The 22,299-nt window shown below is 71.8% G+C and carries 19 protein-coding genes; 6 read left to right on the top strand and 13 right to left on the bottom strand.

The window, feature by feature from the left end:
* The first annotated feature begins 37 nt into the window (after window positions 1-37).
* The 4 genes from tal (at window position 38) to pgl (ending at window position 4,781) form a co-directional block, all read left to right on the top strand.
* Window positions 38-1,180 carry a transaldolase gene (gene tal / locus RMN57_RS27190; RefSeq protein ID WP_313765920.1) on the top strand — a complete coding sequence of 381 codons (1,143 nt, stop codon included), beginning with the start codon at window positions 38-40 and terminating at the stop codon, window positions 1,178-1,180.
* A 91-nt stretch (window positions 1,181-1,271) separates the two neighbouring features.
* Window positions 1,272-2,798 carry a glucose-6-phosphate dehydrogenase gene (gene zwf, locus RMN57_RS27185; RefSeq protein WP_313767981.1) on the top strand — a complete coding sequence of 509 codons (1,527 nt, stop codon included), beginning with the start codon at window positions 1,272-1,274 and terminating at the stop codon, window positions 2,796-2,798.
* On the top strand, window positions 2,795-3,919 hold the full coding sequence (gene opcA / locus RMN57_RS27180; protein ID WP_313765919.1) for a glucose-6-phosphate dehydrogenase assembly protein OpcA: 1,125 nt from the start codon (window positions 2,795-2,797) through the stop codon (window positions 3,917-3,919). The genes zwf and opcA overlap by 4 nt, the downstream gene beginning before the upstream one ends.
* Window positions 3,920-3,992: 73 nt before the next feature.
* A complete protein-coding gene (pgl, locus tag RMN57_RS27175) occupies window positions 3,993-4,781 on the top strand; it encodes a 6-phosphogluconolactonase (RefSeq protein WP_313765918.1) in 789 nt (262 codons plus the stop codon).
* Between the two features lie 88 nt (window positions 4,782-4,869).
* On the opposite strand, the gene RMN57_RS27170 is transcribed toward pgl, so the two are convergent.
* The 12 genes from RMN57_RS27170 to uvrA form a co-directional block, all read right to left on the bottom strand.
* On the bottom strand, window positions 4,870-5,157 hold the full coding sequence (locus tag RMN57_RS27170) for an RNA polymerase-binding protein RbpA (protein ID WP_030308030.1): 288 nt from the start codon (window positions 5,155-5,157) through the stop codon (window positions 4,870-4,872).
* Window positions 5,158-5,363: 206 nt separating this feature from the next.
* Window positions 5,364-5,600, bottom strand: coding sequence for a preprotein translocase subunit SecG (gene secG / locus RMN57_RS27165; protein ID WP_313765917.1), 237 nt, complete (start codon window positions 5,598-5,600; stop codon window positions 5,364-5,366).
* 88 nt (window positions 5,601-5,688) lie between these two features.
* A complete protein-coding gene (tpiA, locus tag RMN57_RS27160) occupies window positions 5,689-6,474 on the bottom strand; it encodes a triose-phosphate isomerase (protein WP_313765916.1) in 786 nt (261 codons plus the stop codon).
* Window positions 6,475-6,478: 4 nt separating this feature from the next.
* Window positions 6,479-7,684 carry a phosphoglycerate kinase gene (locus tag RMN57_RS27155; RefSeq protein ID WP_313765915.1) on the bottom strand — a complete coding sequence of 402 codons (1,206 nt, stop codon included), beginning with the start codon at window positions 7,682-7,684 and terminating at the stop codon, window positions 6,479-6,481.
* Between the two features lie 147 nt (window positions 7,685-7,831).
* Complete coding sequence (gene gap / locus RMN57_RS27150; RefSeq protein WP_313765914.1) at window positions 7,832-8,836, bottom strand: type I glyceraldehyde-3-phosphate dehydrogenase; 1,005 nt, start codon at window positions 8,834-8,836, stop codon at window positions 7,832-7,834.
* A gap of 300 nt (window positions 8,837-9,136) precedes the next feature.
* A complete protein-coding gene (whiA, locus tag RMN57_RS27145) occupies window positions 9,137-10,117 on the bottom strand; it encodes a DNA-binding protein WhiA (RefSeq protein WP_209411690.1) in 981 nt (326 codons plus the stop codon).
* On the bottom strand, window positions 10,108-11,226 hold the full coding sequence (gene yvcK, locus RMN57_RS27140) for a uridine diphosphate-N-acetylglucosamine-binding protein YvcK (RefSeq protein ID WP_380234806.1): 1,119 nt from the start codon (window positions 11,224-11,226) through the stop codon (window positions 10,108-10,110). The genes whiA and yvcK overlap by 10 nt, the downstream gene beginning before the upstream one ends.
* A 77-nt stretch (window positions 11,227-11,303) precedes the next feature.
* The gene (gene rapZ, locus RMN57_RS27135) at window positions 11,304-12,206 is read right to left on the bottom strand and encodes an RNase adapter RapZ (RefSeq protein WP_238863106.1); all 903 of its coding nucleotides are present in this window, start codon (window positions 12,204-12,206) and stop codon (window positions 11,304-11,306) included.
* Window positions 12,207-12,330: 124 nt separating this feature from the next.
* The gene (uvrC, locus tag RMN57_RS27130; RefSeq protein WP_313765913.1) at window positions 12,331-14,508 is read right to left on the bottom strand and encodes an excinuclease ABC subunit UvrC; all 2,178 of its coding nucleotides are present in this window, start codon (window positions 14,506-14,508) and stop codon (window positions 12,331-12,333) included.
* A gap of 144 nt (window positions 14,509-14,652) precedes the next feature.
* Complete coding sequence (locus RMN57_RS27125; protein WP_313765912.1) at window positions 14,653-15,675, bottom strand: DUF5937 family protein; 1,023 nt, start codon at window positions 15,673-15,675, stop codon at window positions 14,653-14,655.
* A gap of 251 nt (window positions 15,676-15,926) precedes the next feature.
* Complete coding sequence (locus RMN57_RS27120; RefSeq protein WP_313765911.1) at window positions 15,927-16,379, bottom strand: Rieske (2Fe-2S) protein; 453 nt, start codon at window positions 16,377-16,379, stop codon at window positions 15,927-15,929.
* A gap of 135 nt (window positions 16,380-16,514) precedes the next feature.
* Window positions 16,515-19,415 (bottom strand): excinuclease ABC subunit UvrA, encoded by a 2,901-nt coding sequence (gene uvrA, locus RMN57_RS27115; protein ID WP_313765910.1) that lies wholly within the window; start codon window positions 19,413-19,415, stop codon window positions 16,515-16,517.
* 268 nt (window positions 19,416-19,683) lie between these two features.
* On the opposite strand from uvrA, the gene RMN57_RS27110 reads away from it, so the two are divergent.
* Together RMN57_RS27110 and RMN57_RS27105 are read left to right on the top strand one after the other, a co-directional pair.
* Window positions 19,684-20,418, top strand: coding sequence for a maleylpyruvate isomerase family mycothiol-dependent enzyme (locus tag RMN57_RS27110; protein ID WP_313765909.1), 735 nt, complete (start codon window positions 19,684-19,686; stop codon window positions 20,416-20,418).
* Window positions 20,419-20,463: 45 nt separating this feature from the next.
* The gene (locus RMN57_RS27105) at window positions 20,464-21,117 is read left to right on the top strand and encodes an MBL fold metallo-hydrolase (RefSeq protein WP_313765908.1); all 654 of its coding nucleotides are present in this window, start codon (window positions 20,464-20,466) and stop codon (window positions 21,115-21,117) included.
* A gap of 74 nt (window positions 21,118-21,191) precedes the next feature.
* On the opposite strand, the gene RMN57_RS27100 is transcribed toward RMN57_RS27105, so the two are convergent.
* Window positions 21,192-22,175 carry a TerC family protein gene (locus RMN57_RS27100; RefSeq protein ID WP_313765907.1) on the bottom strand — a complete coding sequence of 328 codons (984 nt, stop codon included), beginning with the start codon at window positions 22,173-22,175 and terminating at the stop codon, window positions 21,192-21,194.
* Window positions 22,176-22,299 lie beyond the last annotated feature (124 nt).

The raw sequence follows: 22,299 nt of genomic DNA, 5'->3' as shown, positions 1-22,299 counted from the left end.
CCCCACGAAGAACAGAAGAAATAAGGACTGAAGCACCATGACTGACGCACTGAAGCGCCTCAGCGACGAAGGCGTGGCGATCTGGCTGGACGACCTCAGCCGCAAGCGACTGAACACCGGCAACCTGGCCGAGCTGGTGCAGAACAAGCACGTGGTCGGTGTCACCACCAACCCGACCATCTTCCAGAAGGCCATCGCCGGCAGCGGCGACAGCTCCTACGACGGGCAGCTGCGCGACCTCGCCGTCCGCAAGGTCACCACGGACGAGGCCGTCCGCATGATCACCACCTCGGACGTGCGCGACGCCGCCGACGTGCTGCGCCCGGTCTACGACGCCTCCAACGGCCGCGACGGCCGGGTCTCCATCGAGGTCGACCCCCGTCTGGCCCACGAGACCGCGGCCACCGTGGCCGAGGCCAAGCAGCTGTGGTGGCTGGTGGACCGCCCGAACGTGTTCATCAAGATCCCCGCCACCAAGGCCGGCCTGCCCGCGATCGGCGAGGTCATCGGCAAGGGCATCAGCGTCAACGTCACGCTGATCTTCTCGCTCGACCGCTACAAGGCCGTCATGGACGCCTACCTGACCGGTCTGGAGGCCGCCAAGGCCAAGGGCCTGGACCTCTCCCAGATCGAGTCGGTCGCCTCGTTCTTCGTCTCCCGCGTGGACACCGAGATCGACAAGCGCCTGGACAAGGTCGGCGGCGACGCGAAGGACCTGCGCTCCAAGGCGGCCCTGGCCAACGCCCGCCTCGCCTACCAGGCGTACGAGGAGGTCTTCGGGACCGTCGACGGCAAGACCGCCGGCAGCGACCGCTGGAAGGCCCTGGAGGCCGCCGGCGCCAAGCCGCAGCGCCCGCTCTGGGCCTCCACCGGCGTCAAGGACCCGGCCCTGCCGGACACCCTGTACGTCACCGAGCTGGTCGCCCCGGGCACCGTCAACACCATGCCCGAGGCCACCCTGGACGCCACCGGCGACCACGGTGTCGTCACCGGCGGCACCATCGTCCCGAACTACGCGGACGCCAAGGCCGTCATGGACGCGATCGCGGCCGCCGGCGTGGACTACGACGACGTGGTCCAGGTCCTGGAGGACGAGGGCGTCGAGAAGTTCGAGCAGTCCTGGAACGAGCTGCTCGACACCGTCACCGCCTCGCTGGCCTCCTTCGCCGCCGAGAAGTGATTCCTGCTCACAGCCAGCGCACGAAAGCGGAGCACATCAAGTGAGCAATGATTTCCCTGAGTTGACGTCGGACTCGGACGCGGACAACCCCCTGCCGACCCCCGTCAACCCGCTTCGTGACCCGGCAGACCGGCGGCTCCCGCGCATCGCGGGGCCGTCCGGCCTGGTCATCTTCGGGGTCACCGGCGACCTGTCCCGCAAGAAGCTGATGCCCGCCATCTACGACCTGGCCAACCGCGGCCTGCTGCCGCCGGGCTTCTCGCTCGTCGGCTTCGCCCGCCGCGAGTGGGAGGACGAGGACTTCGCGAAGGAGGTCCACGACGCGGTCAAGGACCACGCGCGGACCCCGTTCCGCGAGGAGGTCTGGCAGCAGCTCGCCAAGGGCATGCGCTTCGTCCAGGGCGACTTCGGCGACGACGACGCCTTCGACAAGCTCCGCGAGACCATCGAGGAGCTCGACAAGGCGCAGGGCACCAGCGGCAACTTCGCCTTCTACCTGTCCGTCCCGCCGAAGTTCTTCCCCACCGTCGTCCAGCAGCTGAAGAAGCACGGCCTGGCCGACCCGCCGCAGGGCTCCTGGCGCCGCGCCGTCATCGAGAAGCCCTTCGGCCACAACCTGGAGAGCGCCCAGGAGCTGAACCGGATCGTCCACGAGGTCTTCCCCCGGGACGAGGTCTTCCGGATCGACCACTACCTGGGCAAGGAGACGGTCCAGAACATCCTGGCCCTCCGCTTCGCCAACCAGATGTTCGAGCCGATCTGGAACCGGTCGTACGTCGACCACGTGCAGATCACCATGGCCGAGGACATCGGCATCGGCGGCCGCGCCGGCTACTACGACGGCATCGGCTCCGCCCGCGACGTCATCCAGAACCACCTGCTGCAGCTGATGGCGCTCACCGCCATCGAGGAGCCGGCGTCCTTCCACCCGAAGGCGCTGGTGGCCGAGAAGCTCAAGGTGCTCAGCGCCGTCAAGCTCCCGGCCGACCTCGGCAAGCACACCGTGCGCGGCCAGTACGCGTCCGGATGGCAGGGCGGCGAGGAGGTCGTCGGCTACCTCGACGAGGACGGCATCAACCCGGACTCCAAGACCGACACCTACGCCGCCATCAAGCTGGAGATCAACAACCGCCGCTGGGCGGGCGTGCCGTTCTACCTGCGCACCGGCAAGCGGCTGGGCCGCCGGGTCACCGAGATCGCGGTGGTCTTCCAGCGCGCGCCGTACCTGCCGTTCGACTCCTACGCGACCGAGGAGCTGGGCCAGAACGCCCTGGTCATCCGGGTGCAGCCGGACGAGGGCGTGACGGTGCGGTTCGGGTCCAAGGTGCCGGGCACCTCCTTCGAGGTCCGGGACGTCACGATGGACTTCGCCTACGGCGAGTCCTTCACCGAGTCCAGCCCGGAGGCGTACGAGCGGCTCATCCTCGACGTGCTGCTCGGCGACGCCAACCTGTTCCCGCGCCACCAGGAGGTCGAGCTCTCCTGGCAGATCCTCGACCCGATCGAGGAGTACTGGGACGCCCACGGCAAGCCCGCCCAGTACGCGGCGGGGACCTGGGGCCCCGTCGAGGCGGACGAGATGCTCGCACGAGACGGCAGGAGCTGGCGCCGGCCATGAAGATCGACCTCACGGACACCACGTCCGGCAAGATCAACGCCGCCCTGATGGCAGCGCGCCGGGCCGGCGGCTCCACCGCGGCCGGCATGGTGCTCACCCTGGTGATCGTGACCGACGAGGGCAGCGCGTACGACGCCCTCAAGGCCGCCAACGACGCCTCCCGCGAGCACCCGTCGCGCACCCTGGCGGTCATCAAGCGCGCCGGGCGCTCGCCCCGGGCCCGCGCCGAGACCCGCCTGGACGCCGAGGTCCTGGTCGGCTCCGACGCCGGCTCCGGCGAGACGGTCATCCTGCGCATGCACGGCGAGCTCGCCTCGCACGCGCAGTCGGTCGTCCTGCCGCTGCTCCTGCCGGACGCCCCGGTGGTGGTCTGGTGGCCCGACAACGCGCCGCTGCACCCGGCCCAGGACCCGCTGGGCTCGATCGCCCAGCGCCGGATCACCGACGCCGTCACCGCCGAGTCCCCGGTCGGACAGCTCGCCCAGCGGGCCGAGAGCTACACCCCGGGCGACACCGACCTGGCCTGGACCCGGATCACCGGCTGGCGCTCGATGCTGGCCGCCGCGCTGGACCAGCGGCCCTCCACGATCGTCTCCGCGGTGGTCGAGGGCGAGTCGTACAACCCCAGCGTCGAGCTGCTCGGCCTCTGGCTGCACAACCGGCTGCACGTGCCGGTCGACCGGGTCGTCACCGGTGGCCCGGGCATCACCGCGGTGCACCTGCGCACCAAGGACGGGGACATCACCCTGGACCGCCCGGACGGCCTGATGGGCACGCTCTCCATGCCCGGCTCGCCGGACCGCCAGGTGGCGCTCAAGCGGCGCGAGACCTCCGAGCTGATCGCGGAGGAACTGCGCCGGCTCGACCCGGACGACATCTACGCGGCGGCCGTGCGCACGCCCGTGGACCGCCTGCGCGAGCCCACCCCCACCGAGATCGCGGCGGCCGAGAAGGCCGTACCGGCCGTCTCCGAGGCCGCGGTGGCCAACCCGGTGCGGGTGACCGCCAAGCTGCCGGCGGCCGGGACCGACGCGGCCGAGCCCGCGGCGGCCGAGGACGGCGCGGCCAAGAGCCCGGCGAAGACGGCGGGCAGGCGGACGACCCGGAAGAGCGACTCGTGAACCGGCGCAACGGGTTCACCGTCGCGCGGTCGCCCCGGCGGTCCGCCGCCGGCCGGCCGCACGGGGAGGGCGCATGACCGCCGCCACCCCCCAGCTGGTCGTCCACCGGGACAAGGAGCTGATGGCCCAGGCGGCCGCGGCCCGGCTGATCACCCGGATCGTGGACGCCCAGGCCGCCCGCGGCACCGCCTCGGTGGTGCTCACCGGCGGGCGCAACGGCAACGCGCTGCTGGCCGCGATCGCCGCCTCCCCGGCGCGGGACGCGGTCGACTGGGGCCGGCTGGACCTCTGGTGGGGCGACGAGCGCTTCGTGCCCTCCGGCGACCCGGAGCGCAACGCCGTCCAGGCCCGGGCGGAGCTGCTCGACGCCGTCCCGCTCGACCCGGCGCGGGTGCACGAGATGCCCGCCTCGGACGGCGTGGACGGCTCGGACGTGGAGGCGGCCGCCGCCCGTTACGCCGAGGAGCTGGCCGCGGCGGCCGGGCCGGGCGACCGGATCGGCGTCCCGGCCTTCGACGTGCTGCTGCTCGGCGTCGGCCCGGACACCCATGTCGCCTCGCTCTTCCCCGAGCACCCGGGCGTCCGGGAGACCGAGCTGACGGTGGTCGGGGTGCGGGGCGCACCGAAGCCCCCGCCGACCCGGGTCTCGCTGACCCTCCCGGCGATCCGGGCGGCCCGCGAGGTCTGGCTGCTGGCGGCGGGCGAGGACAAGGCGGACGCCGTGGCGCTCGCCCTGTCCGGCCCCGGCGCGCTGCAGGCGCCCGCCTCGGGCGCGTACGGGCGGGCCCGCACCCTGTGGCTGCTGGACCGGGCCGCGGCGGACCGCATCCCGCCCCAGCTCTACCCGCCGGCCTCGGCCTGACCGGCCCCGGGCCCGGAGACACCGAAGGGCGCCACCGTCGGAAGACGGTGGCGCCCTTCGCCGTTGCTCGTCACTCGCCGGACAGGGCTCAGATCTCGCCGCGCAGCTTGGCCAGCGCCTCGGCGAGGATCGCCTCGCCGTCCGCGTCGGTGCGCCGCTCGCGGACGTAGGCCAGGTGGGTCTTGTACGGCTCGTTGCGCGAGGGGGCGGGCGGGTTGTGCTCGTCCTGGCCGGCCGGGAAGCCGCAGCGCGGGCAGTCCCAGGTGTCCGGGATGACCGCTTCGGCGGCGAAGCTGGGGCGGGTCTCGTGCTTGTTGGCACACCAGAAGGAGATCCGGTTGCGCGGGGCGGACTCGCCGCGCTCCGCCTCCCCCATCGGGCCGGCTCCGACCCTGCTGCCACGGATGGCGTTGCCACTTGCCACGGTCTGACTCCCTGCGTGCTGGTGCGCCGACCCGCCGCGGTGCGCGTCGGTGGCGAAAGTCGTCCTAGTGTAAGCAGGAGTTAAGGATGTGCGACCCACCGGCTCCGCCCCGGACCGTTCCAGCATAGGCCGCGGGGCGACGGGGCGTCAGAGATACGTCAGCTCTTGTACTTCAGCACCAGGCCGAGCACGATGATGCAGGCGAACCAGGCAACACCGATCACGATGGTGATGCGGTCCAGGTTGCGCTCGGCCACCGCCGAACCGCCACCGGTGGACATCGCACCGCCGCCGAACATGTCGGACAGGCCGCCGCCCTTCCCCTTGTGCAGCAGCACCAGGAGGATCATCAGCAGGCTGAAGATGATCAGGGCAATCGAGAACCCGATAACCACGACGGGACCAACTCTCTCGTATCTTCGGCGAAGGGGCCGGGCCCGCGATTGGCGGTCCGGCCCCAAAGCCTACGTTGCTGCGGCGGCGTTAGCCTACTGCCTGCTCACGGTAGCGCACGATCTTGACGAACTCCTCGGCGTCCAGGGAGGCACCGCCGATCAGGCCGCCGTCGACGTCGGGCTTGGCCATCAGGCCGGCCGCGCTGGAGGACTTGACCGAACCGCCGTAGAGCACCCGGACCTTGTCGGCCAGCTCGGCGCTGTAGAGCTCGGCGAGCCGCGCACGGATCGCCGCGCAGACCTCCTGCGCGTCCTCGGGGGTCGCCACCTCGCCGGTGCCGATCGCCCAGACCGGCTCGTAGGCCACCACCAGGGTCTCGGCCCGGTCGGCCGGGACGTCCTGGAGGGCGCCGTCGAGCTGGGCCAGGGTGTGCTCGACGTGGGTGCCGGCCTTGCGGACGTCCAGCGGCTCGCCGATGCAGAGGATCGGGACGATCCCGCTGCGGAAGGCGGCCTTCACCTTGGCGTTGACGATCTCCTCGTTCTCGCCGTGGTACTGGCGGCGCTCCGAGTGGCCGATCACCGCGTAGGTGCACTTCAGCTTGGACAGCATCGGGCCGGAGACCTCGCCGGTGTAGGCACCGGAGTCGTGCTGCGAGATGTCCTGCGAGCCGTACTTGATCTTCAGCTTGTCGCCGTCGACCAGGGTCTGCACCGAGCGGAGGTCGGTGAACGGCACCAGCACCGCCACCTCGACCGACTCGTAGTCCTTGTCGGCCAGCGCGAAGGCCAGCTTCTGGGTGTGCTGGATGGCCTCAAGGTGGTTGAGGTTCATCTTCCAGTTGCCCGCCATCAGCGGGAGACGCTCAGTCATTGCTTCAGCCTTCCAGGGCGGCGAGACCGGGGAGCGTCTTGCCCTCCAGGTACTCGAGGCTCGCGCCACCGCCGGTCGAGATGTGCCCGAACTTCTCCTCGTCGAAGCCCAGGATGCGGACGGCCGCGGCGGAGTCGCCGCCGCCGACCACGGTGAACGCGTCGCTGTCGAGCAGGGCCTGCGCGACGGCCTTGGTGCCCTCGGCGAAGGTGGGGTGCTCGAAGACGCCCACCGGGCCGTTCCAGAACACCGTCTTCGCGTCGGCCAGCTTCTCGGCGAACAGGGCCCGGGTCTTCGGGCCGATGTCCAGGCCCTCCTTGTCGGCCGGGATCCCGTCCGCGTCGACGATCTCGAAGTCCTCGACCGGGGCGTGCGTCTTGGTGTCCGGGAAGCTCGCGGAGACCGCGACGTCCACCGGGAGGACGAACTCGACGTTGTTCTGCTTGCCCCGCTCCAGGTACTCCAGGACGGTGGGGACCTGGTCCTTCTGCAGCAGCGAGATGCCGACCTCGTGGCCCAGCGCGTACAGGAAGGTGTACGCCATGCCGCCGCCGATCAGGATGCGGTCGGCCTTGCCGAGCAGGTTGTCGATCACGCCGACCTTGTCGGACACCTTGGAGCCGCCGAGCACGACCACGTACGGGCGCTCGACCTCCTCGGTGAGGCGCTTGAGCACGCCCACCTCGGTGGCGATCAGGTCGCCGACGGCGTGCGGCAGGCGGGCCGGCAGGTCGTAGACCGAGGCGTGCTTGCGGTGCACCGCACCGAAGCCGTCGCCCACGTACAGGTCGGCCAGCCCGGCGAGCTCGTCCGCGAACGCGCCGCGCTCGGCGTCGTCCTTGCTGGTCTCGCCGGCGTTGAAGCGCAGGTTCTCGAGCAGCGTGACCTCGCCGTCGGCCAGGGCGGCGACGGTGGCCTTCGCGCTCTCGCCCACGGTGTCGGCCGCGAACGCGACCGGCCTGCCGAGGATCTCGCCCAGCCGGACGGCGACCGGGGCGAGGGAGAACTGCGGGTCCGGCTCACCCTTGGGGCGGCCGAGGTGGGAGGCGACCACGACCTTGGCGCCGCGCTCCAGGAGCTTGGCGATGGTCGGGGCGACAGCGCGGATCCGGCCGTCGTCGGTGATCGTCCCGCCGGACAGCGGCACGTTCAGGTCAGCGCGCACGAACACGCGCTTTCCGGCGACGTCGAGGTCTTCGATGGTCTTCACGGTCTTCGGTCTCCTGGCGAGATGGTGGAGCAGGCGACGGCACAACGGCGGGCCGTCAAGGGGGAGTTGAGGGTGCGCAGACGAGGGCCCGGATGGCGTCGAAGCCTTCCGGGCCCTCCCCCTTACTTCACTTCAGCTCCCGCTGCGTCAAAGCCGGCCGCCGACGAGGGCGGTCAGGTTGACGAGGCGGTTCGAGTAGCCCCACTCGTTGTCGTACCAGCCGAAGATCTTGACCTGGTTGCCCTGGGCCATGGTCAGCAGCGAGTCGAAGATCGTGGAGAACGGCGAGTTGACGATGTCGGAGGAGACGATCGGGTCCTCGGTGTACTGCAGGATGCCGTTGAGCGAGCTCTCCGAGGCCTTCTTGAAGGCCTCGTTGACCTCGGCGACGGTGACGTCGCGCTCCAGGGTCACGACCAGGTCGGTGATCGAGCCGGTCGGCACCGGGACGCGCAGCGAGGTGCCGTCCAGCTTGCCCTTGAGCTCCGGCAGCACCAGCGCGGTCGCCTTGGCGGCACCGGTCGACGTCGGGATGATGTTGAGGGCCGCGGCACGGGCGCGCCGCAGGTCCTTGTGCGGGAAGTCCAGGGTGACCTGGTCGTTGGTGTACGCGTGCACCGTGGTCATCAGACCCTTGACGATGCCGAAGCTCTCGTTCAGCACCTTGGCCAGCGGCGCCACGCAGTTGGTGGTGCAGGACGCGTTGGAGATGATCGTGTGCTGGGCGGGGTCGTACTTGTCGTCGTTGACGCCCATGACGATGGTGATGTCCTCGTCGGTGGCGGGCGCCGAGATGATGACCTTCTTGGCGCCGGCGGCGACGTGCTTCCTGGCCGCCTCGGCCTTGGTGAAGATGCCGGTGGACTCGATGACGACGTCGGCACCGAGCTCGCCCCAGGGCAGGTTCGCCGGGTCGCGCTCGGCGACGACCTTGAAGGTCTTGCCGTCGACGGTGATGCTGTCCGCGGTGTGGGACACCTCGCCCGGGAAGGTGCCCAGGATCGAGTCGTACTTGAGAAGGTGCGCCAGGGTCTTCGTGTCGGTGAGGTCGTTGACACCGACGATCTCGATGTCCGCGCCCTGGGACTTCACCGCTCGGAAGAAGTTGCGGCCGATGCGGCCGAATCCGTTGATGCCTACCCGGATCGTCACGAACCGATCTCCTCGTTAGGTACGCCGGAGCTAAGCCGACGGGGTGGAATTTTGGGATGTCCCCGACCGCCTCCGACCCTACCCCTCCAAAGCCTGGTTGGGCACATCACGCCCGGTACGCCGCCCGGGCGTGGCGTGTCAAGAGGATGTGACCAGGTCGTCCACCCTTGTCCGCTTTGAAAGTTGGGGCGCGCGCCGCGCGGCCGCGCGCGGACCGCGCCGTCCCACGGTTCGGACACGGAACGGCCGGTGCCCCGGAGACCCGGGACACCGGCCGTTCGCCGCGACTGCGCGCGGGCGTCAGTTGAGCGCCATCTCGTCGGTCAGATTGGCCTCGGTGCTGGGCAGTCCCAGCTCGGAGGCGCGCTTGTCGGCCATCGCCAGCAGGCGGCGGATCCGGCCGGCGACCGCGTCCTTGGTGAGCGGCGGGTCGGCCAGCGCGCCCAGCTCCTCCAGCGAGGCCTGCTTGTGCTGCATCCGCAGCTGGCCGGCGGCGGCCAGGTGCTCGGGCACCTCGTCGCCGAGGATCTCCAGCGCGCGCTGCACCCGGGCGCCGGCCGCCACCGCGGCACGGGCCGAGCGGCGCAGGTTGGCGTCGTCGAAGTTGGCCAGGCGGTTGGCGGTGGCGCGGACCTCGCGCCGCATCCGGCGCTCCTCCCAGGCCAGCACCGACTCGTGGGCGCCGAGCCGGGTCAGCAGCGCGCCGATGGCGTCGCCGTCGCGGATCACCACCCGGTCCACGCCGCGCACCTCGCGGGCCTTGGCCGGGATGCCCAGCCGGCGGGCGGCGCCGACCAGCGCCAGCGCGGCCTCGGAGCCGGGGCAGGTGATCTCCAGGGAGGACGAGCGGCCGGGCTCGGTGAGCGAGCCGTGGGCCAGGAAGGCTCCGCGCCAGGCCGCCTCGGCGTCGCAGGTCGCCCCGGAGACGACGGCCGGGGGAAGGCCTCGGATCGGTCGGCCGCGGCCGTCGACCAGACCGGTCTGGCGGGCCAGGAGCTCGCCGTCCTTGACCACCCGGACCACGTAGCGGCTGCCGCGGCGCAGGCCGCCGGGGGCCATCACGACCAGGTCCGAGGAGTGCCCGAAGATCTCCAGGAGGTCCTTGCGCAGGCGCCGGGCCGCCGCGCCGGTGTCGAGCTCCGCCTCGATCACGATGCGGCCGCTCACGATGTGCAGCCCGCCCGCGAATCGCAGGATCGCCGACACCTCCGCCTTGCGGCAGCACGCCCGGGTGACCGGGAGCCGGCTGATTTCGTCCTTCACCGCTGGAGTCATCGCCATGGCCCGATCCTTCCATGTGTCCGGAAAATCCGGTCGTACGCGGCGGCCAAGAGCTCCGGGTCGTGTCGCGGCGTCCCGTCCGCGCGGGCGACCCGGCCGAGCACCAGAGCGGCGCCCATCCGCTCCGCGGCCTTCTCCAGACCGGCCAGGTCCGCCTGGCCGAAGGCGCCGCCCGAGACGGCGCGCTCGTCCACCAGGATCGCATCCACCGCGAGGTCCGGGGCGTGGTCGGCGATGACCTCCAGGTGGCGCTGCGGGGTGAAGCCCTCCGTCTCGCCGGGCTGGGGGGCGAGGTTCAGGGTGAGCAGGCGGCGGGCGCGGGTCTCGGTGAGCGCCTTGGCCAGCTCGGGCACCAGCAGGTGCGGCAGCACGCTGGTGAACCAGGAGCCCGGGCCGAGCACCACCCAGTCCGCCTCGCGGACGGCGGTGACGGCCTCCGGGACGGCCGGCGGCTCGTCCGGCAGCAGCCGGATCGACTGCACGGTGCCGGGCGTCACCGCGACGCTGGCCTGGCCGCGGACGCGGGACAGCTCGGCGGGGCTGGCCGGGTCGTGGCCCCGGACGACCGCCTCGATGTCCAGCGGGACCGCCGACATCGGCAGCACCCGGCCCTGGACGTTGAGCAGCCGCCCCACCCAGTCCAGCGCGGCGACCGGGTCGCCCAGCTTCTCCCAGAGCGCGACGATCAGGAGGTTGCCGACGGCGTGGCCGCCGAGGTCGCCGGAGCCGGTGAAGCGCTGCTGGATCACCTCGGACCACGTCCGGCCCCAGTCGTCGTCACCGCAGAGCGCTGCCAGCGCCTTGCGCAGGTCGCCCGGGGGCAGCACGCCGAGTTCCGCGCGCAGCCGGCCGCTGGAGCCGCCGTCGTCGGCCACCGTGACGACCGCGGTGAGGTCGCTGGTGAGCCGGCGCAGCGCGGAGAGCGAGGCGGACAGGCCCTGGCCGCCGCCGAGGGCGGTGATCCGGGGGGCCTGGTTGGTGCGGGGTGCCTGGCTGGCACGGCTCTGGCTGGTGCGGACCGGCCCGGTGCGCGCCCGGCCGGGCGCCGCGGCTCGCGGCGGGACCCCCGTCCGGTCGGCGGTCCTGTTCTGCAGCTGCCGCCCGGGCACGTATCCCGTCACACCCACCTCGCGTTCCAACTTGCCGGCCGCCGGCCTCCACCGGCGGCCCGGCAGGGGTGCGGCGGCTACTCCCGTCCCATGTCACGGTGGACCAGCACCGTTTCCACACCGTCGGCGATGAGGCGCTTGGTCAGGCGCTCGGACATCGCGACGCTGCGGTGTTTGCCACCGGTGCAGCCTACGGCAAGCGTCATGTAGCGCTTCCCCTCGCGGCGGTACCCCTCGGCGACGATGCGCAGCAGCTCCGCGTAGCCGTCGAGGAACTCGTTGGCCCCGGGCTGCTGGAACACGTAGTCGGCGACGTCGGCGTCGGTGCCGGTACGGGCCCGCAGCTCGGGGACCCAGTGCGGGTTCGGCAGGAAGCGACAGTCCACCACGAGGTCGGCGTCGACCGGAAGACCGTACTTGAAGCCGAAGGACATCACGGTGGCGCGCAGCTCGGGCTCGTCGTGGTCGGCGAACTGGGCGTCGAGCTTGGCCCGCAGCTGGTGCACGTTGAGGTTGGAGGTGTCGATCACCAGGTCGGCCTCGCCGCGCAGCTCGCGCAGCAGGTCGCGCTCCTGGGCGATGCCGTCGACGATCCGGCCGTCGGCCTGCAGCGGGTGCGGGCGGCGGACGTTCTCGAAGCGGCGGACCAGGGCGTCGTCGGAGGAGTCCAGGAAGACGACGCGCAGCCGGACGCCGCGCTTCTCCAGCTCGTCCAGGGAGGTGAGCAGGTCGTCGAAGAACTGCCGGCCGCGGACGTCCACCACGACGCCGATCCGGGCCACGTTGCCCTGGGAGCGGGCGCCGAGGTCCACCATGGTCGGGATCAGGGCCGGCGGCAGGTTGTCCACCACGAACCAGCCCAGGTCCTCCAGGCACTTGGCGGCGGTGGACCGGCCGGCTCCGGACATTCCGGAGATGATCACCAGCTCCGGGGCGTTCTCCTCGCCGGCCATCGGCCGGGTGCCCCCATCGTCGGACATGCTCACTTCGGTTCCCCGCTCTCGGTGGTTCTGCTGAGGAGAACGCGCGTCGCGCGGGCACGCTTCCCCGGCTCACTCGGGCGAGTGGGCTCGGGACGCGCCGGCTGACGGGCGGCGTCGGCCGTCATGGCGTCTCCTGGGATGGTGCGGTCTGGGGCGCTGCGTCGGCCACGGTGTCGCCGGCCGGGCCGGCCGCGTCCACGCTGTCATCGATGATCTCGCCGGTGGCGGTGTTCACTGCGGGTGCCGCGGGTGTACGGGACGACAACGCTGCCGCAACAGTCTCCGCCGTCCGGCGTCCGATGCCGGGGACGGCGCAGAGTTCGTCGACAGTGGCCGCCCGGAGCTTCTTCAGCGAGCCGAAGTGCTTGAGCAGTGCCTGGCGGCGAGTCTCGCCGAGGCCGGGGACGGAGTCCAGTTCCCCGGCGGTGAGTCGCTTGGAACGCTTGTTGCGCTGGTAGGTGATCGCGAACCGGTGGGCCTCGTCGCGGACCCGCTGGAGCAGGTAGAGGCCCTCGCTGCTGCGCGGCAGGACCACCGGGTCGTCCTCGCCGGGCAGCCAGACCTCCTCCAGGCGCTTGGCCAGGCCGCAGAGGGCGACGTCGTCGATGCCCAGCTCGTCCAGGGCGCGCCTGGCGGCGGCGACCTGCGGCTGCCCGCCGTCGACGACCAGCAGCTGCGGCGGGTAGGCGAAGCGGCGCGGGCGGCCGGTGTCGGGGTCGATCGGGCCGGCCGGGGCCTCGGCGCCGTCGGTGGCCCCGGGGGCCAGCGGTGCGCCGAGGGCAGCCGGCGGCCCGGGGACCGCCTGGGCCCCGGCGCTGTTCGGGTCGGGCCGGTCGTCCGGGCCGACCGGGTCGTCGGCCTCGGGGACGGCCCACTCCCCCGTCTGCTCGCGCTCCTGCAGGTAGCGGCGGAACCGGCGGCTGATCACCTCGTGCATCGAGCGGACGTCGTCCTGGCCCTCGAAGCCCTTGATCTGGAACCGGCGGTACTCGCTCTTGCGGGCCAGGCCGTCCTCGAAGACCACCATCGAGGCGACCACGTCCTCGCCCTGGAGGTGCGAGATGTCGAAGCACTCGATGCGCAGCGGGACGGAGTCCAGCTCCAGGGCGTCGGCGATCTCCTGGAGGGCGCGGCTGCGGGTGGTGAGGTCGGAGGCCCGCTTGGTCTTGTGCAGCGCCAGCGCCTGCTGGGCGTTGCGCTGCACGGTGGCCATCAGGTCCTTCTTGTCGCCGCGTTGCGGGACGCGCAGGTCGACCTGGCTGCCCCGCAGGCCGGACAGCCACTCGCGGACCGGCTCGGCCGGCTCGGGCAGCGCGGGCACCAGCACCTCGCGCGGGACGGACTCGCTCCGTTCCTCCGCACCGGCGCCGCCGTAGAGCTGCTGCAGGGCGTGCTCGACCAGCCCGGCGGTGTCGACGTCCTCGACCTTGTCGGTGACCCAGCCGCGCTGGCCGCGGACCCGGCCGCCGCGGACGTGGAAGATCTGGACCGCCGCCTCCAGTTCGTCCTCGGCGACCGCGAGCAGGTCGGCGTCGGTGGCGTCGGCAAGGACGATCGCGTTCTTCTCCATCGCGCGCTTGAGCGCCCCGATGTCGTCGCGCAGGCGGGCGGCCTTCTCGTACTCCATCTCCGCCGCGGCCTCCTGCATCTGCTCTTCCAGCCGGCGCAGGTAGTTGCCGGTGCGGCCGGCCATGAAGTCGCAGAAGTCCTCGGCCAGCGCCCGGTGTTCGTCCGCCGACACCTTGCCGACGCAGGGCGCGGCGCACTTGCCGATGTAGCCGAGCAGGCAGGGCCGGCCGACCTGGCGGGCGCGCTTGAAGACGCCGTTGGAGCAGGTGCGGACGGGGAAGACGCGCAGCAGCAGGTCGACCGTCTCGCGGATCGCCCAGGCGTGGCCGTAGGGGCCGAAGTAGCGCACGCCCTTCTTGTGCGCCCCGCGCATGACCTGGACCCGCGGGTACTCCTCGTTGAGGGTGACCGCGAGCTCCGGATAGCTCTTGTCGTCGCGGTACTTGACGTTGAAACGGGGGTCGAACTCCTTGATCCAGGAGTACTCCAGCTGGAGCGCCTCGACCTCGGTGGCGACCACCGTCCACTCCACCGAGGCCGCGGTGGTGACCATCGTCGCGGTGCGCGGGTGCAGCCCGGCGAGGTCCTGGAAGTAGGACGACAGCCGGGGGCGCAGGCTCTTGGCCTTGCCGACGTAGATGACCCGCCCGTGGGCGTCGCGGAACTTGTAGACCCCCGGCGACGTCGGGATCGCGCCGGGCGCCGGGCGGTAGGTGGACGGGTCAGCCATGGGTCCACCGTACCCAGTCGGCGGGGCGTCCCGTGGGCCGGTCCGCAGCTCGGGCGGCTCGGACGGCGGCTCGGACGGCAGCGCGGCCGGGGGCTCGCTCCGCGGCCCGGCCGGTGGCCCGGTCGGCGGCCGGGGTGCGCGGGGTCACCGGCCGCCGCCCCGGTTGAGCAGGTCCGTGCCGAGCGGGGTGATCGAGTGCAGGACGGCGCCGCCGCGGCGCCGGGTGGTGATCAGGTTCGCCTCGCGCAGGACGCCCGCGTGCTGGCTCGCCGCCGCGGGCGAGATGTTGAGCCGGCGGGCCAGTTCGCCGGTGCTGCAGCCCTCCGCGACGACGCCCAGGGCGGCGGCCCTGGTCCGGCCGAGCAGCGCGCCGAGGGGCTTGTGATCGGGCTCCCCGTCCCCCCAGAGCGCGGCCGCGGCGAGCGGATCGGCGAGGGCGGGGACGGCCAGGATCGGCGGTGCGCTCTCGTCGGCGAGGTCGGTCAGCAGTTCCGCATGGCCGACCATGAACACCGTCGGCACCAGGACCAGCCCGCGGCCGTTCAGGCAGACGTCCAGCTCCCGGGGGAAGCGGACCTTCAGCACGGGGGCCTCCCACCGGACCAGCGTCGGGGAGACGGCCTCCAGCAGCCGTTCGATGCCGCCCTCCAGCACGGTGCGCGCCCAGTCGGCCCGGACGGCGTCCAACTGCCCGCGCATCCGCTGCCAGTGGGGCTGCACCACCGCGCGGTAGCAGGCGTCCAGCGAGTCGGCGAGGACGCGCCGGGCCTCCTGGTCGCCGTCCGCCAGGGCCCGCAGCCACCCCGGGGCGGCCCGGGGCAGCGACAGGTGCTGCAACTCCAGGCGCAGCAGGGCGTCGGGGGTGCTCAGCAGGCGGTCGACGCCGGACTCGATGGTCGGCTCGGTGCCGGTCAGGGCGATCAGGTCGAGGCCCGGCCCACTGCGCGGCAACAGCGAGGCGAGCGGGCGCGCCTCGTGGCTCAACTGTCCGTCGAGCCGGCCGCGCAGGCTCTGGCGCCAGGGGTGGAAGACCGCCGGGACGTTCGGGCAGGTCAGCAGGATCAGCGCGTGGCCGGTCTCGGCTGCCGCCCCGACCGTGGAGACCGTTCTCGTCCGCGCCAGGTCGTCGGCCGTGAAGTGGATCCGCAGCACCGAAGTCCCTCCCATGCCTCCGCCGCTGCCGGAAGTCTCGCGCCCCCGGCCGTGCGCCGTCCAGCAGGGGCTTTAAGCCTGGGCCGAAAAGCCTGTCGCTGCACGGCCCGGCCACCGCACGATGGAGCCGTGCAGCCCGTGCAGGAGGTCTCGCCGCCCCGACGGGGGTGGGGCGGCGGGACGGGGTGCCGAGGTGGCCCGGCGGTGGGCGCGGGCGCTCAGGCCGGGGCGGGCGCGGGCGCTCACGCCGGGGTGGGCGCGAGCGCTCAGGCCGGGGTCACCTTGAGGTTGCCGCCGTCGACGGCCACCTGGTACTCGGGCAGCGGCTTGATGGCCGGACCCTCGACGCGGGCGCCGGTGGACATGTTGAACGAACTGCCGTGGCACGGGCACTTGATCAGCTGGTCCTCGACCTTGTCGACCACGCACCCGGCGTGGGTGCAGACGGCGCTGAAGGCCTCGTACTGGCCCGCGGCCGGCTGGGTGACGACGATCTTCTTCTCGCGGTAGACCTTGCCGCCGCCCACCGGCACGTCCGTGGCCGGGCCGACCACCACCGGCTCCTTGGCCGCGGCGGGGGCCGAGCTCTTGGCCGTGGTGGAGGAGCTGTCGGAGGCGCAGCCGGACAGGGCGACGGTGCCTCCGGCGGCCAGGACGGCGGCGGCACCGCAGAGCACGGTGCGACGGGAGGCGGCGGGGCTCTCGGGGGCCTCGGACATCGGTGGCTGCTCCTGGGGGGGGTGGGGGCGGTCGACGGTCAGCGGCAGTCTATGCGCCGCACCCGGCCGTCCCGTGGCGGGACGGCCGGGTGCGGTACCGGAGGGCCGGGTGGGCTGTCGGCGGTGCCGGGCCGGCTACTTCTTGGCGGCGGCCCGCTTGCGCGGGGCCTTCACCGCGACCGGGGCGTCGTTGAACTCCCCCGGCAGGATGTCCCGCAGGAACTTGCCGGTGTGGCTGTCCGGGACGGCGGCGATCTGCTCCGGGGTGCCCTCGGCGACCACCGTGCCGCCGCCGGAACCGCCCTCGGGGCCCATGTCGACGATCCAGTCGGCGGTCTTGATCACATCGAGGTTGTGCTCGATGACGATCACCGTGTTGCCCTTCTCCACCAGACCGGTGAGGACCTTGATCAGCTTGCTGATGTCCTCGAAGTGCAGACCGGTGGTCGGCTCGTCCAGCACGTAGACCGTCCGCCCGGTGGAGCGCTTCTGCAGCTCGGAGGCGAGCTTCACGCGCTGCGCCTCGCCGCCGGAGAGCGTCGGCGCGGACTGGCCGAGCCGGACGTAGCCGAGGCCGACGTCGTTGAGCGTCCGCAGGTGCCGGGCGATCGCCGGGACGGCCTCGAAGAAGTGCAGCGCCTCCTCGATCGGCATGTCCAGCACCTCGGCGATGGACTTGCCCTTGTAGTGCACCTCCAGCGTCTCCCGGTTGTACCGGGCGCCGTGGCAGACCTCGCACGGCACGTAGACGTCCGGCAGGAAGTTCATCTCGATCTTGATCGTGCCGTCGCCGGAGCAGTTCTCGCAGCGGCCGCCCTTGACGTTGAACGAGAACCGGCCGGGCAGGTAGCCGCGGACCTTGGCCTCCTGCGTCTCCGCGAAGAGCCGCCGGACGTGGTCGAACACGCCGGTGTAGGTGGCCGGGTTGGAACGCGGGGTCCGGCCGATCGGCGACTGGTCGACGTGCACCACCTTGTCCACCAGGTCGGTGCCGGTGATCCGGGTGTGCCGGCCGGGCACGCTGCGGGCGCCGTTCAGCTCCCGGGCGAGGTGGGTGTAGAGGATGTCGTTGACCAGCGTCGACTTGCCGGAGCCGGAGACACCGGTGATCGCGGTGAAGGTGCCGAGCGGGAAGCCGACCGTGACGTCCTTGAGGTTGTGCTCGCGGGCGCCGTGGACGGTCAGCTGGCGCTTGCCGTCCCGCGGGCGGCGGGCGGCCGGGATCGGGATGCTGCGCTTGCCGGAGAGGTACTGGCCGGTGAGCGACTCCTTGTTGCCGAGCAGCTCCTTCAGCGAGCCCGAGTGCACCACCTTGCCGCCGTGCTCGCCGGCGCCGGGGCCGATGTCGACCACCCAGTCGGCCGTCTTGATGGTGTCCTCGTCGTGCTCGACGACGATCAGGGTGTTGCCGATGTCCCGCAGGCGGACCAGCGTCTCGATCAGGCGGTGGTTGTCCCGCTGGTGCAGGCCGATCGACGGCTCGTCCAGCACGTAGAGCACGCCGACCAGACCGGAGCCGATCTGGGTGGCCAGCCGGATGCGCTGGGCCTCGCCGCCGGAGAGGGTGCCCGCCGCGCGGTTGAGCGAGAGGTAGTCCAGGCCGACGTCGACCAGGAAGCGGAGCCGCTCGTTGACCTCCTTGAGGACGCGCTCGGCGATCTTCTTGTCGCGGGCGTTGAGCTTCATCGCGCCCAGGAACTCGGAGCAGTCGCTGATCGACATCGCCGAGACGTCGGCGATGGACCGGCCCTCGACCGTCACCGCGAGCACGATCGGCTTGAGCCGGGTGCCCTCGCAGGTCGGGCAGGGCACCTCGCGCATGTAGCCCTCGAAGCGCTCGCGGCTGGAGTCGCTCTCCGCCTCGCTGTGCCGGCGCTGGATGAACGGCACCGCGCCCTCGAAGCCCGTGGTGTACGAGCGGTCCCGGCCGTAGCGGTTGCGGTAGCGCACCTCGACCTGGTGCTTGTGGCCGTACAGCAGCGCCTTCTTGGCGCGGGCCGGAAGGCCGGCCCAGGGGATGTCGGTGCGGAAGCCCAGCTCGCCGGCGAGGGCGTCGATCAGGCGCTGGAAGTACTCCTTGGTGTGGCCGCCGGACCACGGGTGGATGGCGCCCTCGTCCAGCGAGCGCTCCTCGTCCGGGACGACCAGCTCCGGGTCCACCTCCATCCGGTTGCCGAGGCCGGAGCAGTCCGGGCAGGCGCCGAACGGCGAGTTGAAGGAGAACGAGCGCGGCTCCAGCTCCTCGAACGACACGTCGTCGTACGGGCAGTAGAGGTGCTCGGAGTACATCCGCTCGCGCTCCGGGTCGTCCTCCGCGAGGTCGACGAAGTCGAGCACGACCATGCCGCCGCTCAGCCGCAGGGCCGTCTCCACCGAGTCGGTCAGCCGCCGCTTGGCGCTCCCCTTGACGGTGAGCCGGTCGATGACCACCTCGACCGTGTGCTTCTCCTGCTTCTTGAGCTTGGGCGGCTCGGCGAGCTGGATCGTCTCGCCGTCCACCCGGGCGCGGGCGTAGCCCTTGGACTGGAGGTCGGCGAAGAGGTCGACGAACTCGCCCTTGCGCTCGCGCACCACCGGGCTGAGCACCTGGAACCGGGTGCCCTCGGCGAGCTCCAGCACCTTGTCCACGATGGCCTGCGGGGACTGCTTGGCGATCGGGCGGCCGCAGTGCGGGCAGTGCGGCTTGCCGATCCGCGCGAACAGCAGGCGCAGGTAGTCGTAGACCTCGGTGATGGTGCCGACGGTCGACCGCGGGTTGCGGTTGGTGGACTTCTGGTCGATCGAGACGGCCGGGGAGAGGCCCTCGATGAAGTCGACGTCGGGCTTGTCCATCTGCCCGAGGAACTGCCGGGCGTAGGAGGAGAGCGATTCGACGTAGCGGCGCTGGCCCTCGGCGAAGATCGTGTCGAAGGCCAGCGAGGACTTGCCGGAGCCGGAGAGGCCCGTGAAGACGATGAGGGAGTCGCGGGGCAGGTCGAGCGAGACGTTCTTGAGATTGTGCTCGCGAGCACCGCGGACGATGAGGCGGTCGGCCACTGCTTCTGGCGCCTTTCTCCGGGGCGAGACGGCTTGCGGTGAGAGGTGTTCTTCTTCCAGGATGCGGCAGCCAGCCTATAGCGCAGGCGTTCGATTATCGAGCTCGTCCAGCGGAGTCCACCCGAACGAGTGACGGCCCGGCCCCGACCGTCCGCACCCGGTCCCGGAAAGCACCTGCTCAGGGCCCGGATCGGCGATAGCGTCACCTGGTGAACGAGCGGTGCCCCCCGCGGGCAACGCCCCGCCTCCCACCGGAAGGCCGATTTCGATGACCGACCCGCAGACCGCCGCCGCCCTCGCCGCCGACCGGCTGAGCCTGGTCGAGGAGGGCACCCGGCACCTGCTGCACACCGTCTCCGGACTGAAGCCCGAGGCCGTCGCCGAGCCCTCCGCGCTCCCCGGCTGGACCAGGGGCCACGTGCTGGCGCACGTCTCCCGCAACGCCGACTCCCTGGTCAACCTCCTGAACGGCGCCCGCACCGGCACCGACATCCCGCAGTACCCCAGCAGCGAGGTGCGCGACCAGGGCATCGAGGACGGCGCCCCGCGCCCGGTGGACGTCCAGCTGGCCGACCTGCGCACCTCGGACGAGCGCTTCGCGGCCGCCGCCGCGCTCCTGCCCGCCGAGGCCTGGACGGCCGACGTCCGCCACCGCACCGGCTACGTCTTCCCGGCCTCCGACATCCCCTGGAAGCGCCTCGCCGAGGTCGAGTACCACCACGTGGACCTGGACGCCGGCTACACCCCCGCGCACTGGCCGGAGCTGTTCGCGGTCACCGAGTTCCGCAAGCTCTCCGCACGGCTGGCCGGCGCCGACCTGCCCGCCGTCGAGCTGGTCTCCGACGACACCGAGGACCGCGCCGTGATCGGCACCGGCACACCGGCGCTGACCGTCGAGGGGCCGGTCCGGGCGCTGCTCGCCTGGCTCTCCGGCCGCTCCGACGGCGACGGCCTGCGCCGCGCCCCCGACGCCGCGCTCCCCCAGCTTCCCCCGATGGGCTGACCGCGCGAGGATGATCCCAGGACCGACAGAGCGAGGAGCGGACGGATGACGTACCACGGAGCGGTCAAGGTCGGCGGACCGCCGGACGTGCGCGAGCTGGCCCACCTGATCATCACCAAGGTGGCCGTCGGCCCGTACGACAACAACGCGTACCTGCTGCGCTGCCGGGCCACCGACGAGCAGCTGCTGATCGACGCCGCGGCCGACGCGCCCGTCCTGCTGGAGACCGTCGGCGACGACCTCGCCACCGTGGTCACCACGCACCGCCACCACGACCACTGGGGCGCGCTCGCCGAGGTGGTCGCCACCACCGGCGCCCGCACCGCGGCCGGCGAGCACGACGCCGAGGGCATCGACGTCCCGACCGAGCTGCGGCTGGCCGACGGCGACCGGCTGCGGGTCGGCCAGGTCGAGCTGACCGTCCGGCACCTGGTCGGCCACACCCCGGGGGCGATCGTGCTGGTCTACGACGACCCGCAGGGCCACCCGCACGTCTTCACCGGCGACTGCCTGTTCCCAGGCGGGGTGGGGAACACCTGGGGCGACGCGGCGGCCTTCGAGAGCCTGTACCGGGACGTCAACGAGAAGATCTTCGACGCCCTGCCGGACGAGGCCTGGGTCTACCCCGGGCACGGCAACGACACCACGCTCGGCGCCGAGCGCCCGCACCTCCAGGAGTGGCGCGAGCGCGGCTGGTAGCCCCGAACGCGCAGTGGCCCCCGCGACCGGAGACGGTCGCGGGGCCACTGCCGTGCGCGGGGTGGTGCGAGGGGTCAGGCGTCGACCTTCTCCGCCGGCTCGACCGCCTCCCGCTCCTGCTTCTTCGCGGCCATCAGGCTGGTCACGGTGGTGACGGCGAGCACCACCACGATGAAGCCCAGCGAGAACGGGATGCCGATCTCCGGCACGTGCACACCCTGCTCGTGCATCGCGTGCAGCACCAGCTTCACGCCGATGAAGCCGAGGATCACCGACAGGCCGTACGAGAGGTGGACCAGCTTCTTCAGCAGCCCGCCGATCAGGAAGTACAGCTGGCGCAGACCCATCAGGGCGAAGGCGTTGGCGGTGAAGACGATGTACGGGTCCTGGGTCAGACCGAAGATCGCGGGGATCGAGTCCAGCGCGAACAGCACGTCGGTGGTGCCGATCGCCAGCATCACGATCAGCATCGGCGTCATCAGCCGACGGCCGTTCTCCCGGATGAAGAGCCTGGTGCCGTGGTACTTGTCGGTGGACGGGAAGCGCCGCTCGATCGACTTGAGCAGGCGGTTCTCCTCGAACTCCTCGTCCTCCTCCTCGGCCCGGGCCTCCTTGATCAGCTTCCACGCGGTCCAGACCAGGAAGGCGCCGAAGATGAAGAACACCCACGAGAACTGGGCCACCAGGGCCGCGCCGCCGGCGATGAAGACCGCGCGCAGCACCAGCGCGATGATCACGCCGAACATCAGCACGCGCTGCTGGTAGATCCTCGGCACCGCGAACTTGCCCATGATCAGGATGAACACGAACAGGTTGTCGACGCTGAGCGACTTCTCGGTGATGTAGCCGGCGAAGAACTCACCGGCCGGCTGCGAACCGGAGTGCCACCAGAGGAACCCGCCGAAGACCGCTGCGAGCACGATCCAGACCGTGGTCCAGATTCCCGCTTCCTTGACCGAGACCTCGTGCGGCTTGCGGCCGCCGATGAAGAAGTCGGCCACGACCAGCGCCAACAGCACACCGATCGTGCCGACCCACATGCTTACGGAAACGTCCACTACTGCTCCTCCGGCAGGTAGGCGAGACAGTCATCGTCACTGCCGGAGGTCTCTTCCGCCCGTGGGGCTCGCGACCGCGAGCGCTCGGACCAGCGCCCCGGGGCGCCGCTACCGGGGCGCCCGT

The organism is Kitasatospora sp. CM 4170, from assembly GCF_032110285.1.
Classification (GTDB): Bacteria; Actinomycetota; Actinomycetes; order Streptomycetales; family Streptomycetaceae; genus Kitasatospora; species Kitasatospora aburaviensis.
Note: the sequence above shows the minus strand (reverse complement) of the source record. Positions and strands in the feature narration are given on the sequence as shown.

What these genes read in the sequence shown, in the direction of transcription:
- tal (WP_313765920.1), top strand. Translation starts at nt 38, where the DNA reads ATGACTGACGCACTGAAGCGCCTCAGCGACGAAGGCGTGGCGATCTGG.
- opcA (WP_313765919.1), top strand. Translation starts at nt 2,795, where the DNA reads ATGAAGATCGACCTCACGGACACCACGTCCGGCAAGATCAACGCCGCC.
- pgl (WP_313765918.1), top strand. Translation starts at nt 3,993, where the DNA reads ATGACCGCCGCCACCCCCCAGCTGGTCGTCCACCGGGACAAGGAGCTG.
- RMN57_RS27170 (WP_030308030.1), bottom strand. Translation starts at nt 5,157, where the DNA reads ATGGGGGAGGCGGAGCGCGGCGAGTCCGCCCCGCGCAACCGGATCTCC.
- tpiA (WP_313765916.1), bottom strand. Translation starts at nt 6,474, where the DNA reads ATGACTGAGCGTCTCCCGCTGATGGCGGGCAACTGGAAGATGAACCTC.
- whiA (WP_209411690.1), bottom strand. Translation starts at nt 10,117, where the DNA reads ATGGCGATGACTCCAGCGGTGAAGGACGAAATCAGCCGGCTCCCGGTC.
- rapZ (WP_238863106.1), bottom strand. Translation starts at nt 12,206, where the DNA reads ATGTCCGACGATGGGGGCACCCGGCCGATGGCCGGCGAGGAGAACGCC.
- uvrC (WP_313765913.1), bottom strand. Translation starts at nt 14,508, where the DNA reads ATGGCTGACCCGTCCACCTACCGCCCGGCGCCCGGCGCGATCCCGACG.
- RMN57_RS27125 (WP_313765912.1), bottom strand. Translation starts at nt 15,675, where the DNA reads ATGGGAGGGACTTCGGTGCTGCGGATCCACTTCACGGCCGACGACCTG.
- RMN57_RS27120 (WP_313765911.1), bottom strand. Translation starts at nt 16,379, where the DNA reads ATGTCCGAGGCCCCCGAGAGCCCCGCCGCCTCCCGTCGCACCGTGCTC.
- RMN57_RS27110 (WP_313765909.1), top strand. Translation starts at nt 19,684, where the DNA reads ATGACCGACCCGCAGACCGCCGCCGCCCTCGCCGCCGACCGGCTGAGC.
- RMN57_RS27105 (WP_313765908.1), top strand. Translation starts at nt 20,464, where the DNA reads ATGACGTACCACGGAGCGGTCAAGGTCGGCGGACCGCCGGACGTGCGC.